Source organism: Mameliella sp. CS4, assembly GCF_019392335.1.
GTDB lineage: Bacteria > Pseudomonadota > Alphaproteobacteria > Rhodobacterales > Rhodobacteraceae > Antarctobacter.
On the sequence record NZ_JAHXRQ010000003.1, the window covers coordinates 119758 to 132491 of the forward strand.

Below are 12734 nucleotides of genomic sequence, written 5' to 3' on the forward strand. Positions count from 1 at the left end.
ATTGCCCGGATGCGGCTTGGCTGGTGACGTGGCGTCATTCCATGCCCGGGTCCGGTTGGATTGCCGGGCCGGGGGGCGCTGCCCCCCGTCTCCCTCCGGTCGACTCCCCCCGGAGGTATTTTCAGCCCAAAGAAACATGGGCGCGACACCTGGCGCCCTCCGGTGTGCGGCAGGTGCCGGAGCGGGGGGCTGCGCGCGGGTTTCCCTTTCCCCGCGCGCTGTTCTATGGGGGTGGCATGACGGGGATCGTGATCATCGGCGGCGCGGCGGAAGCGCATGACCTGGCTCGGGCCTTGCCCGGTGCCCATGTGCGGTTGCCCACGCGTGAGAGAGTGGCACGGCGCTGGCCGGGGGCGGTCAGTGTCGGTCCGGTCACGGCGGACTGGCTGCGGGAGAGGGGCGCCCGCGTGGTGGTCGAGGCCGCGCATCCCTGCGACGTGGCGACGGCCTTTGCCGTGGCGCGGGCCGCGCGCGCCGCTGGTGTGCCGGTGCTGCAGCTGGTGCGGCCGGAGTGGCGCCCGACCCGGCGCGACCGCTGGGTGTCGTTGCGCGATGCCCGGGCGGCGGTGGGGGTGATCCCGGCGGGCGCCCGCGTGCTTGTGGCCACGGGGCGGGCGGCCTTGCCGGGGCTGCGGGCGCTGCGGGCTCATGTGCTGATGCGGCGCATCGGCGGCGGGCGGGACCCTTTCCCCCTGCGCCGGGGACGCTACCTGCACGCCGACGGGCCCTTTACCGTCGCGGAGGAGATCCGGCTCTTGCGCCAGCAGCGGATCGACTGGTTGATGGTGCACAATGCGGGCGGGCCGGGCGGCTGGCCCAAGCTGGAGGCGGCACGCCGCCTGCATCTGCCGGTGGCCATGATTGCCCGTCCGCGCCGGCCCGGCGGGCCGCGTGTCGCAACTGTGAAGGAGGCCCTGGCATGGCTGAGGACGCACAACCTGTCGGACGGCTGATCCGTTCGGAGGCCTGCGTGGCCGAGGGCGCGGACTGGCTGGCGGCGCGAGAGCCGCGCTTTGCCTTTGCGCTGGACCGGACCGGCCCCTTGCCTTTGCGGCTGCGGCCCGACGGCTTTGCCCAGCTCTTGAGCGCCATCGTCAGCCAGCAGGTCAGCGTGGCCTCGGCCCGGGCGATCCAGGCGCGGCTGGAGGCGGCGGGCATGGTGACGCCCGAGGCGGTGGCCTCGGTCAGCCATGACGATCTGCGCGCTTTGGGCCTGTCGCGCCAGAAGGCCACCTATGCCCTGGCGCTGGCCGAGGCGGGGATCGATTTCGAGGCCCTGCGGGAGATGCCGACACAGGCGGTGATCGAGCGGCTGGTCGCGGTCAAGGGCATCGGGGTCTGGACCGCCGAGATCTACGCCATGTTCAGCCTGGGCCGGGCGGATGTCTTTGCCCCCGGCGACCTGGCCCTGCAGGAAGGGGCGCGCGTGCTCTTCGACCTGCCCGAGCGCCCGCGCGAGAAGGCGCTGCGCGAGATGGCCCGCGACTGGGCGCCCTGGCGGTCGGTTGCGGCGCGCGCGCTCTGGGCCTACTACCATGTGGAGAAGAACCGCGAGGGGATTGCATGAAAGTCGCATTTGTTGCCGCCGGGATCATGGCGGCGGCGCTGTCCGGAGCGGCGCAGGCCCAGGATGTTGTCCCGGCCAGGGTCGTCAGCACCGGGCCCGGGTTCGAATGCCTGTCGATCTCGGCGCGGAAGGGATGGCAGCGGCACGAGACAGGGCTGACCGGCCAGTTGGAGGCCTTGCGCCTGGGGCGTGCCGAAGGCTGGACGGTGGATGCCAATACCTATGGTCGCGTCGGCCCGGACGGCCACGGCCCGGCGGACGAGGCACGGCTTGCCCCCTATGCCACCTACAAGGAACGGCCCTCCTTGCCCTTTGGACGGCTGTTGTACCGGCTGGATGGCGGCACCGTGGGCCATTTCCCCAGCGGCTGGACGTTCAACAGGAAGCAGATCCGCCGGGTCATGGATTTTCGCATCAACGACACCGCGCTGCAGGACAATGCGGGCGCGGTCGAGGTCTGCTTTTTCGAGAAGCGCTGACCGAAGGCTCATCACAGGAGACAGGGTATGACACGAGTATTGCAGACGGGCCGCAAGGAACCGGTATCGGGAGAGATGCGGTCCTGCGTCGTCTTCCTGCACGGCTATGGCGCCAACGGGGCGGACCTGTTGGGGCTGGCGGATCCGCTGGGCGAACATCTGCCCGATACGCTGTTCGTGGCGCCCGACGCGCCCGAGGCCTGCGCCGGGGCGCCCTTCGGATTCCAGTGGTTCCCGATCCCCTGGATCGACGGCTCGTCCGAAGAGGAGAGCATGGCCGGTATGGCGCGGGCCATCGACGACCTGAACGCCTTTCTGGAAGCGCTGATGGTGGATGAGGACCTGCTGCCGGAACAGGTGGCGCTGTTCGGTTTCAGCCAGGGCACGATGATGAGCCTGCACGTCGGTCCGCGTCGCGAGGACGAACTGGCGGGGATCGTCGGTTTCTCGGGCCGCCTGCTGGCGCCGGAACTGCTGGCCGACGAGTGGAAGAGCAAACCGCCGATCCTGCTGGTGCATGGCGACCAGGACGACGTGGTGCCGCCGCAATCTTTGCCGCAGGCGGCGGAGGCGCTGCAGGAGGCGGGCTTCAAGGAGGTCTTTGCCCATATCATGGAAGGCACCGCGCATGGCATCGCGCCCGACGGGCTGGGCGTGGCGCTGGCCTTTCTGCGCGACAAGTGCGGATTCTGAGGGGCGCGGCTTGCGCGACTGGATCGGGGCATTTCGGCTGCTAGACTTACGGTCGAATCAATGCCCGGAGTCCTTTTGCAGATGCCCATTGCCCGCCTCGCCGTCATCGTTTCGTTCATCGCGCTTGCGAGTGCGGGACAGGCGCAGGAGATCCCGCTTGCCCCGCTGTCGAACTATGGCAAGGTCGCCATCAGCGGCAACCAGTCCGGCGGCGGCTACATCGCCTTCGAGCAGGCCTTTGGCGGCGCCTTCGATGCGGAACCGGCCTCGCAGTACCCCGAGGCGTCGGAACTGCGGCGGCTGGGACGTGCGGTGGGGCGGCTGGACGTGGCCTTTGCACAGGGCGTCGGGTATTGCACCGCTTTCCTGATCTCCGAACAGTACCTGATGACCAATGCCCATTGCCTTGAAGGCGGGCAGGCGCAGGCGATCACATTCGTCACCGGCTATGTCGAAAGCGGCATCGAGGCGGGGACGCGGACCTATTCCGTCGGCACCACCCCGGTCGAGATCAGCCCGTCAAGCGATCTGGACTACGCGATCCTTCAGGTCTTCGGCAATCCGGCGGCGGAATGGGGGACGGTGACATTGGCGGCGATGGAAATCGACGGCGCGCGCGATGCGGGGATGCCGCTTTTGGTCATGGGGCACCCGGTGTTCCAGGTGGCGCCGGTGCCGGTGCCGCAGGCCCTGTATGTCAGCCGCAAGGAATGCCGCGCGACGGCGACCAAGCCGCGCGCGGGCAAGAAGCTGCGCCATACCTGCGATACCCTGGTGGGCAATTCCGGCTCTCCGGTGTTCAGCGACGACAGCCGTGAGGTGATTGCGCTGCACCACGCCGGCAGCCCCAGCGAAGGCATCAACTTTGCCATCCCGATCAGCCTGATCGCACGGGAGTCCGAGGTCGTGGCAGAACTGGTGGCGCTTGCGCCGAAACCTGAGGGCGATGAACTGGCGGCCCTGAAGGCGGAACTGGAACGATTGCGGGCCGAGCGGGACGCATCTCGGGCCGCGGCGGAAACCGAGCGCAAGCGGCTGGCCGACGAGGCGGCACAGGCGGCGCTGGCGAAGGCCGAGGCCGAGCGTTTGGCGCGCGAAAAGGCCGAGGCCGAACGCCAGAAGCTGGCCGATCAACTGGCAGCGCTGCAGGCGGAAAGAGACCGGCTGGATGGCGGCACCGGTAGAACCGAGGGTCCGAGGGCTGCGGGTGACGACAGGCGGCGGTCGGACGCTCCACCGATACGGCCGGATCAGATCTTTGAAAGCGCCAGCTTTCCCAAGGAGCATTGGGCAAAAAACAAGGTAATTGATGCGCACAGTGACAAGATCAACCACGTTGCCTTTTCGCCGGATGGAACACGGATTATCACTGCCTCTAATGATGGCGCCGCGCGGGTCTGGGACGCGGCCTCCGGGCGCAAGGTGTTTGCTTTGGCCGGAGGGTCGAAGTTCTATAGGGCAGTTTTTTCACCAGATGGCACCCGGATCGTGACCTTCTCTGCCAACGCGCCGCCGCAAGTCTGGGAAGCATCGACAGGGCGCAAACTTTTTGAACTCAAAACGAAAACAAATGAGACCCGCGGGGCCTTGGCGCCGACGGGAACGCGGATCGTGACCTATGAATGGGGTGCGAAGGGGCCTGTTGTTTGGGATGCTGAGACGGGTGATTTTCTATGGACGCAGATCAGAGGTCACGCCGCCATGATTCACGGCGTGGCGTTCTCTCCCGATGGCAAAAGACTGATTACAACATCTTATGACCAGACGGCAGTCCTCTGGGATGTCGAAACCGAGAAAGGGCTGATTAGGTGGGAAGGACACGGTGACCAGGTGATCGCGGCTGCCTTCTCCCCTGACGGAAGGCGGGCCGCAACAGTTGCGCTAAGCGGCAAAGCCGGGCTTTGGGATGTTGAGACGGGGCGCGCGATCAAGGTCATGCCAGGACATGGCACGCTCTTCGGGGTTGCTTTTTCACCTGACGGTGACAGGGTCGTGACCGCCGCTGATTCAAGCACATCGCGTCTTTGGGACGGTGTGACGGGAACTGAAATTGCGCCGCTTGCAGGCCTGTCGGCCATCAATATGACGCCCGCCTTCTCGCCGGACGGGGCCTATGTCACGGCAGGATACGAGACGGCGGCGGGTCTGGCGCGTGTGGCGCTCTGGGACACCTCGACCGGCAAGAAGGTCGTTCTGCTCAAGGGGCACGAGGACACCGTGACTTCGGTGGCCTTTTCCCCGGATGGCAGCCGTGTCGCCTCCGTTTCCAGGGACGGTCAGCTTATTGTCTGGGGCGGGGAATAAGAAACCGAGCCACCTGTGCTATGTTGGGGCAGGGGCCGGGCTGCTCCGGCCCTGTCTGACGGGAGGCCCAGCCGATGATCATGCGCATTTTCCAGGTCACCATCCGCCCCGGCAAAGAGGCGGAATTTTCCAGGTTCTTTCACGAGACGGCCATTCCCCTGATGAAGGGCACCGATGGCGTCGTCGATGTCTACCCGGGCGCCGCGCGGCCCGAGAGCCCGCGCGAGTTCGCCTTTGTCATGGTCTGGCGCGATCTCGACGCGCTCAAGGGTTTTGTCGGCGAGGATTACACCACGCCGCATATCGACCCGGCCGAGGACGCGCTGGTCGAGGCACGGCTGATCCGGCACTACGATCTGGTTGCTGCCTGACCCGGGATTGGCGGGGCGCGTCGAGACCGGTTTTGCCTGCACGGCGGTGCCGGTCGTCAGGCCGGGGATTCCGTGCTCGGTCCTGGCACCTATTTTGTTAAGCTGAGCCGCGAATCCCCTTGTGGAGCCCCCCATGTCGCGCCCAAAACCCAACTTTCCTGCCCGCTCTGCCGCCGCGCTTGCGCTTGCCCTGTCCTTGTGTGGTCCGGCCCGTGCGCAGGACCTGATGCTGTTCCCGCCCGAGACCTTTGGACAGGTGGTGGCGCCGCAGACCGAATCCCTGCTCAGCGATATGCAGCTGGAGGCGCGGGTGGGTGACTACAACAACGAGTTCGTCGCCAATTATGGCCCCGACTCGGTCTTTGCGCGCGCCGGGCGCCCGGTGGGCATGTTGCAGGTGCTGACCAACGTGGGCCACGCGCCCTGCACCGCCTTCCTTGTGGAGGGCAACATGCTGGTGACCAACCATCACTGCATTCCCGGCGTTCTGGACCACCCCAAGATGAAGGCGCAGGGGGCGAGCTTTATCGCGGCGGTGCAGTTTCACGCGGGGTTCCTGCGCGACGGGCGGTCCGACGGGGTGACGAGCTTTCACGTCAACCCGGAGCCGATCGAGACGAACAAGGAACTGGACTATACCGTTTTGCAGGTGTTGGGGGACGCAAACGCCACCTTCGGCGCGCTGGAGCTTTCGGCGGCGGTGCCCGCCGATCACACGCCGTTCTGGGTGATTGGCCATCCGATGGGCGAGGCGCAGCGGATCAGCCGCGAGAAATGCCAGGCGGACAGCCCGGCGGTGGTGGACCATCGCCTGCACCACCTCTGCGACACGCTGCCGGGCAACTCGGGCTCGCCGGTGATCGACGCGGACAGCAAGCAGGTCGTGGCGCTGCACAATGCGGGCAGCCGGGCAGGCGAGGTGAACTATGCCATTCCAATGGCCGATATCCTTGCGGTTTCGAAGGTGCTGAAACCCGTGACCCCTGCGGCGGAGAGGCCGGACGACATATTGACCGCGCTGCAGGCGGAGCGTCAGAAGCTGGCCGATCAACTGGCGGCCCTGCAGGCCGAGCGTGACCGGCTGGCCCGCGAATTGGACAGACAGCCCGCTCCGGGCCCGGAAAAGCGGCCCGAGGGGCCGACCGTTCCGCCGGTGTCGCCCGGCGCCCCGTCCAAGGAGCCCGACAAACCCGTGGTTGAGAAGGCACCGGATCCGGCGCCGGCCCGCGGCTACATGGGCATCCGGATTCAGGATCTGAGCGAGGAAATCGCGCAGGCGCTTGGGCTGGCGTCAGAGATGGGCGCCCTGGTCTCGGCCGTTCCCGAGGGGCCGTCAAAGACGGCGGGGATCAAACCGGGCGACGTGATCCTGACCTTCGGCGGCGCCACGTTTACGGACACCCGTCACCTCGTCCGGCTGGTGTCCGAGCGCCAAGCCGGAGAGACGATCCCCCTCACCGTCAACCGCAATGGCGAGGAACTCGCGCTGCGTGTGACGCTGACGGCCCGGCCCAAGCCATCGAAGGACGTGGCCGAACAGCCTGAGCCGAAGCCCGAGCGGGACACGGGGGCCGACGCGGTGATCCTGTCCATGACGCTGCAGGCGATCGGCCCGAAGCAGCGCGCGGAGTTCGGTTTGCCGGAGACGAAGACGGGGCTCTTTGTGGCGGACGTGGCCGAGGAATCCGACGCGGCGGTGAAGGGCATCCAGCGCGGCGATGTGATCGCCGAGATAGGGCAGAAGCGGGTGACCACCCTTGCCGCCGCACAGGCCGCCATCAAGGAGGCCCGCGGGCAGGGCCGCAAGACGATCCTCCTGCTGGTGGACAGGGACGGCAACCCGCGCTTTGTGGCCCTGGGCTTGTGATCATGCGCGAGGCTGCCCGGTGAAACGCCGTGTGGAAAACCTGTGGACAGCGCGCCGGGGCTGCCTGTCACAGAGGCGTTACGGAATCGTCTTACAGGTTTGTCCGACCACTTCATCTTGCGGGACTTGCCAGAGGCAAAACGCGAGATATAGTGTTTCATAGGCTGGGGCGGGTTCCCCGCTCTGGTGCTTCGAAGGTGAGCAGGCAGGGCGAGGGAAGAGTCTCTCATGAACAGTGAGTTCAGAACGCATTTCGTACGGGAGCCGGGGGCTCTCAAACACCATCCGGCCCTGGTGCTCAATGCGGATTACCGTCCACTTTCGTATTATCCGCTGAGCCTCTGGCCCTGGCAGGACGCGATCAAGGCGGCCTTCCTGGACCGGGTCGATATCGTGGCCGAGTATGACGAAGTGGTGCGCAGTCCGAGTATGACGCTCAGGATACCGTCGGTGGTGGTCCTGAAAGATTTTGTCAAACCTCAGAAGCGCGTGGCCTTCACGCGCTTCAATCTTTTTCTGAGGGATGAATTCCGCTGCCAGTATTGCGGAACCAAGACGGAACTGACCTTTGACCATGTCATCCCGCGCGCGGCGGGCGGCGTGACAAGCTGGGAAAACGTCGTGGCCGCCTGCGCGCCCTGCAACCTGCGCAAAGGGTCGAAAAGCCTGCGGCAGGTGAACATGAGCCTGCGCAAGCCGCCGCGGCAACCGTCGGCGGGCGAACTGCTGAACATGGGGCGGCGGTTCCCGCCGAACCACCTGCACGAAAGCTGGCTGGATTTCCTTTACTGGGATGCCGAGCTGGAGGCCTGAGGCCGCATCCTGGTCGCTGTCCATGATCAGCAGGGTCTTGTCCCAGCGCTGCGCTGCCAGGTTGTTGTCCCGCGTCACGACCGCCATGCTGAGACCTTGCAGCATCCATGCGTGGTGATCCCCCAAGCCGATGACGCAGCGGGTGTGATCCATCGCATCCGGCCATTCACCGCGTTGGTCCATCCGGAACGGCGCGGCATAGCCCCCAAAGGCAAAGCCGGGGGACGCCATGCGGATTTGGTCCCGGAGCGCTTCCTCGACATCGTCCAGAGAGACCTGCTGATCCGCCACTTCGGGCCAGTGCATGGTTTCCTCCTCGATCGCGCGCGCGTGGATATTGATCTGTGACGGCGGTCTCGACCAGTTGCGCGGGATCCGGGTGATACACGAGACGAAAGCCGCGCGGCTGCACCAAGTCGTCTGCGGTGTCATCCGCCGCGAGGATGGCGGCATCAGCGCGATCCGGTCGAGGCGCGTTTGATTGCTGTCAGACATGCCTCGGGGGCGCCCACGGCGGTCTGCTCCTCCGGCGAGATCCGGCTGCCAAAGGCCGGGGTCGTCGGGCAGGGCCAGTTGTGCCGCGCGCGGCTGAGAGGGAAGGGCCTGAAGGAAGGCGATCCTCAGCGGGCGGGGACATGGGCAGCTCCAGGTTCCTCGGGCGGTCCTTCGGGGCTGTCCCCCAGACGCAATGCCGCCCCTGAAAGGCGAGTGTTTCTTGGACAAGAGCGACACGGGAACAGATTTTTGTATTCGGGATCTTGCGAGCGGCCTGCCAAGCGCGCAGAGTCGGGGAAGAATCCGAAACGAGGGGATGAACCATGAAATTCAAAGCAGTCGCGGCCACCGCATTGGTCGCCTTGACCGCTGCCTGTGCCCAGCCCGAGCCGGTTCCGGTCTATGTGCCGGTGCAGTTCGACAAGTACGGTAACGTGGTCGGCGGGTCGATCGTGGATGGCAACTATGTGCGGGACGACGGCACCGTGGTTGGCCCGGTCAGCCCGGATGTCAGCGCCGGCAACCGCAACCGCAACCGCGAACGGACCGAACAGCAGTACCAGAACCAGCAGACCCAGACCCAGCAGCAGAAAAAGGGCGGCTGAGCCGTCCGGGTCCGCCCCTGCGGACCGCTGCCGCGAAAGCATCTGTCCCGAAAACACAAGGCCCCGCTGATGGCGGGGCCTTTCTTCGTCCTGAGATCTAGAGCCGTGCGATCAGTCGTTGCTGGCCGCCGGGGACGGAGCCGCTGCGGGGGCCTGGGGCGCCGGCTGCTGGCGCTTGCCGCCGTTCAGCGGATCGTCCTGACGCTGCACCGAGCCTTCGAAATGGGCGCCGGATTCGATCGCGATGGTCTTGTGGATGATGTCGCCCTCGACACGGGCGGTGGCGGTCAGGCGGACCTTGAGGCCGCGCACGCGGCCCACGATACGACCGTTCACCACCACGTCGTCGGCGACCACTTCGCCCTTGATGGTGGCGCTTTCGCCGATGGTCAGGACGTGAGCGCGGATGTCACCCTCGACCGTACCTTCGACCTGGATGTCGCCGGTTGTCTTGATGTTGCCCGTCACATGCAGATCGGCCGACAGCGACGAGGCCGGCGGCTTTGCCTTGGGCGTGGCTGCGGGCTTGTAATCGCCTGCGGAGGATTTCGAGGGCTCGGGCATGGCCGGTTTCGACGTATCGTCGGCCTTGTGGCCGGGCTCATTGATCTTGCTCTTAGAAAACATCTTTCGCAGCCTTGATATAGATCATCGGATTGACGGGTTTGCCGCCGACTCGGACTTCGTAGTGGAGATGAGTCCCGGTCGACCGACCGGTGTTCCCCATATCACCGATCCGATCCCCGCGCGAGACCCTTTGGCCAACCTTCACGCGGATTTTGGATTGATGCGCATAGCGCGTCTCGATGCCGAATTCGTGCTGGATCTTGACCAGCCGGCCATAACCGGACTGCCAGCCTGCGTGGATCACCACGCCATCGGCGGTGGCATAGATCGGCGTGCCGTGCGGCGCGGCGAAATCGGTGCCCGCGTGCAGCCGACCCCAGCGATAGCCGAAACCGCTGGTAAAGCGGAAGCTGTCCTTGAGCGGCGAGGCGAAAGGCGCCTTCTGGGCGGCGATCCGATAAAGGTTCAGCCGGTCCATCTGGTTGAGGATGCGGTTGGCGCGCAGCGTCTCGGGAGAGGTGGCGTCACCCTTGGTCGAGAAGCTGAGCGGCGTCAGCGGGCCGCCCTGGCCGGAATAGCCCTTGCGGACCTCGTTCAGGATGCGGTCCGGGTCCATGCCGGCCTTCTCGAACATCTTGTCCAGCGGCATGACCGAGACGGTCATCGCCTCTTCGAGCTGGCGGAAGATGCGGTCGTTCTTGTCTTCGAGGATCTCGATCTCGGCCTGCATCTCGGCGGCGCGGATCAGCGCGGCCTGGGCGTCGGCGATCACCTGGTCGCGTTCCTCGGCGACGCGGGTCAGTGCCTCGTTCAGCAGCTTGACGGTGGCGTCGTCGCCGCTGGCGCGGGCAAGGGCCACTTCGCCTTTGAGGTCGCTTTCCAGTTCGGCCAGCCGGGCGGTCGCCTCTTCGCGCGACTTCATCACCTCGCGCAGCGTCGCCTGGATCACGTCGATCCCGGTTTCCAGCTCGCGCCGATGTGCCTCTGAGTTCAGCAGCTCCGTCTGCATGACCGAGATCTGTTTCAGCGCGGAGGCAAAGCGATCCTGCGCGGCCAGCGCCTCGGCGGCGCGGGCGTCGCGTTCCGCCGACAGGGCGTTCAGCCGGTGCTGATAGGTTTCCTGGTCACGCTTGGCCTGGTCGCGAAAGTTGCCCGCGCCAATCGAGTCCATCAACAGGATCGATGTTGCCACGATGCTCCAGCCCACCAGCAAGGTCAGCCCGGCAAATCCCACGGCCTGCGTTTCCGATCTCAGCCGGATAAAGCGCGTGTCGCTGTCGGATCTCAGAAAGAGCCTGCGTTCCGGAAAAAAGCGCTCTACGAGCGCGTGTAGTCTGATGGTCAGACGTGATCTCACCTGACTGTCCCCTAGTCCCGTCCCAATCAAGGTGCGCACAGTCCCCACTTAACGGCACCCTGTCGTCGGGCTTACCCCAGCCTTTCAGGGGACCGCAAGATTTTTGGCCCTGCGATTCGGTCGCACCGGCGGGAAGGGGCCGAAACGGCAAAAATCCGCCGATTCAACGGGTTCTTGCCGGGGTCTGATCCGCCAGCGGCCAGTAGAAATCCGGCGGCAACCCGGCCTCGGCGCGCTTTTCCTCGTTGAAGGGTGGTTTCAACGCGCCTTTGAAGTATTTTCTCACCAGCTCGTGAAACACGCTTTTCGGATCTGTGTCATTCCGGCCACAGAGGAAATGGAACCATTTCGATCCATAGGCGACATGGCTCACCTCCTCGGCATAGATCGTCTCCAGCGCCGCCACCGCGCTGGTCATCCCGGCCTTGCGGAAGATCTCGATCATGCCCGGCGTCACGTCCAGGCCGCGCGCCTCCAGCACCATCGGCACCACCGCCAGACGGCCCATGAAATCATCGGCCGTGTCCTCGGCGGCGCGCCACATGCCCGCATGGGCGGGCAGGGCGCCGTAGAATGTGCCCAGTTCCTCGAGGCAGTCGCACATCAGGTTGAAGTGCTTGCTCTCCTCGTCCGCCGCCTTGACCCAGTCGTCGTAGAACCCGGCGGGCATGGGCGTATCGGCAAAGCGCGGGATGATGTCCCAGTGCAGGTCGACGGCATTCAGCTCGATATGCGCCACCGCGTGCAGCAGGGCGATGCGCCCCTGTGGGCTGCCGGGCTTGCGCTTGGGCACCTGGCGCGGGTCCAGCAGCTCGGGCGCCTCGGGGCGCGACGGGCGCAGCGGCGGCGCCGCCCGGCCCAGCGGGATGTCTTCCCCGGCGGCGCGCGCCGCGAACCATTGCGCCGCATAGGCCCGCGACTTGGCGGTTTTCCGCCGCCCGTCCGCAGTGGTCAGAACGTCCACCGCCATTTCGCAAAGGCTCATCATCCGGCGCCGTCCCCCTGCCTTCTACTCTCGAAAAATACCTCCGGGGGTATGGGGGCAGCTCCCCCATGACGCAAGTCCCCCGCGCCGCGGCCGGGACTAGAGCGCCTGTGCCGCCTCCAGCACCGCCTCGGCATGGCCGGGGACCTTCACCTTGCGCCATTCCTGCGCGATGCGGCCTTCGGCATCCACCAGGAAGGTGGAGCGTTCGATGCCCATGAAGGTCTTGCCGTACATCTTCTTTTCCTTCCAGACGCCGTATTTCTCGCACATGTCCGATCCCTCGTCCGAGATCAGCGGCACGGTCAGCGCCTTCTTGGCCATGAACTTTTCATGGCTGGCGATACTGTCCTTCGACACGCCATAGACCTTGACCCCCAGTTTTTCGAACTCGGGCAGAAGCGCGGTAAAGGCCTCGTTTTCCTTGGTGCAGCCCGAAGTGTCGTCGCGCGGATAAAAGAACAGCACCACCGGCGCGCCCTTCAGGGCCGAAAGGCTGACCTCGCCCGAGGTCGAGGGCAGGGTGAAATCGGGGGCGGTTTCCAGCGCGGTGTCGGACATGGGTGTCTCCTTTGGTGCGTTGCTGTATGATGTGCCATTAAGCTGTGCCAGGAGAGTAAGACAATGGGCG

At 65.8% G+C, this 12734-nt stretch carries 14 protein-coding genes; 10 read left to right on the plus strand and 4 right to left on the minus strand.

Annotated elements, in window-relative coordinates:
- Positions 1 to 236: 236 nt before the first annotated feature.
- From KZZ07_RS06070 to KZZ07_RS06115, 10 genes are all read left to right on the plus strand, one after another.
- A complete protein-coding gene (locus KZZ07_RS06070; protein ID WP_219512903.1) occupies positions 237 to 953 on the plus strand; it encodes a precorrin-6A/cobalt-precorrin-6A reductase in 717 nt (238 codons plus the stop codon).
- Positions 920 to 1567 carry a DNA-3-methyladenine glycosylase family protein gene (locus KZZ07_RS06075; RefSeq protein ID WP_219512904.1) on the plus strand — a complete coding sequence of 216 codons (648 nt, stop codon included), beginning with the start codon at positions 920 to 922 and terminating at the stop codon, positions 1565 to 1567. Before KZZ07_RS06070 ends, KZZ07_RS06075 begins: the two co-directional genes overlap by 34 nt.
- On the plus strand, positions 1564 to 2046 hold the full coding sequence (locus KZZ07_RS06080) for a hypothetical protein (RefSeq protein WP_219512905.1): 483 nt from the start codon (positions 1564 to 1566) through the stop codon (positions 2044 to 2046). The genes KZZ07_RS06075 and KZZ07_RS06080 overlap by 4 nt, the downstream gene beginning before the upstream one ends.
- A 27-nt stretch (positions 2047 to 2073) precedes the next feature.
- Positions 2074 to 2739 (plus strand): alpha/beta hydrolase, encoded by a 666-nt coding sequence (locus KZZ07_RS06085; protein WP_219512906.1) that lies wholly within the window; start codon positions 2074 to 2076, stop codon positions 2737 to 2739.
- A gap of 60 nt (positions 2740 to 2799) precedes the next feature.
- Positions 2800 to 5043, plus strand: coding sequence for a trypsin-like peptidase domain-containing protein (locus tag KZZ07_RS06090; RefSeq protein ID WP_219512907.1), 2244 nt, complete (start codon positions 2800 to 2802; stop codon positions 5041 to 5043).
- A gap of 74 nt (positions 5044 to 5117) precedes the next feature.
- Entirely contained in the window at positions 5118 to 5414 is a 297-nt protein-coding gene (locus KZZ07_RS06095) for a putative quinol monooxygenase (RefSeq protein WP_219512908.1), read from the plus strand.
- A 133-nt stretch (positions 5415 to 5547) separates the two neighbouring features.
- Positions 5548 to 7281, plus strand: a complete 1734-nt coding sequence (locus KZZ07_RS06100; RefSeq protein ID WP_219512909.1) for a PDZ domain-containing protein — start codon at positions 5548 to 5550, stop codon at positions 7279 to 7281.
- Between the two features lie 228 nt (positions 7282 to 7509).
- Positions 7510 to 8094 carry an HNH endonuclease gene (locus tag KZZ07_RS06105; protein WP_219512910.1) on the plus strand — a complete coding sequence of 195 codons (585 nt, stop codon included), beginning with the start codon at positions 7510 to 7512 and terminating at the stop codon, positions 8092 to 8094.
- Positions 8095 to 8238: 144 nt separating this feature from the next.
- Entirely contained in the window at positions 8239 to 8442 is a 204-nt protein-coding gene (locus tag KZZ07_RS06110) for a hypothetical protein (RefSeq protein ID WP_219512911.1), read from the plus strand.
- A gap of 470 nt (positions 8443 to 8912) precedes the next feature.
- Positions 8913 to 9194 carry a hypothetical protein gene (locus KZZ07_RS06115; RefSeq protein WP_219512912.1) on the plus strand — a complete coding sequence of 94 codons (282 nt, stop codon included), beginning with the start codon at positions 8913 to 8915 and terminating at the stop codon, positions 9192 to 9194.
- A 111-nt stretch (positions 9195 to 9305) separates the two neighbouring features.
- Here KZZ07_RS06115 and KZZ07_RS06120 read toward each other — a convergent pair whose 3' ends face one another.
- From KZZ07_RS06120 to KZZ07_RS06135, 4 genes are all read right to left on the minus strand, one after another.
- Positions 9306 to 9821 (minus strand): bactofilin family protein, encoded by a 516-nt coding sequence (locus tag KZZ07_RS06120; protein ID WP_219512913.1) that lies wholly within the window; start codon positions 9819 to 9821, stop codon positions 9306 to 9308.
- Positions 9811 to 11118: a M23 family metallopeptidase gene (locus KZZ07_RS06125; RefSeq protein ID WP_219512914.1), complete on the minus strand. Its 1308-nt coding sequence runs from the start codon at positions 11116 to 11118 to the stop codon at positions 9811 to 9813. Before KZZ07_RS06125 ends, KZZ07_RS06120 begins: the two co-directional genes overlap by 11 nt.
- Positions 11119 to 11281: 163 nt before the next feature.
- Positions 11282 to 12106, minus strand: coding sequence for a ferritin-like domain-containing protein (locus tag KZZ07_RS06130; RefSeq protein WP_219512915.1), 825 nt, complete (start codon positions 12104 to 12106; stop codon positions 11282 to 11284).
- A gap of 96 nt (positions 12107 to 12202) precedes the next feature.
- Positions 12203 to 12664, minus strand: coding sequence for a peroxiredoxin (locus KZZ07_RS06135; RefSeq protein WP_219512916.1), 462 nt, complete (start codon positions 12662 to 12664; stop codon positions 12203 to 12205).
- Positions 12665 to 12734 lie beyond the last annotated feature (70 nt).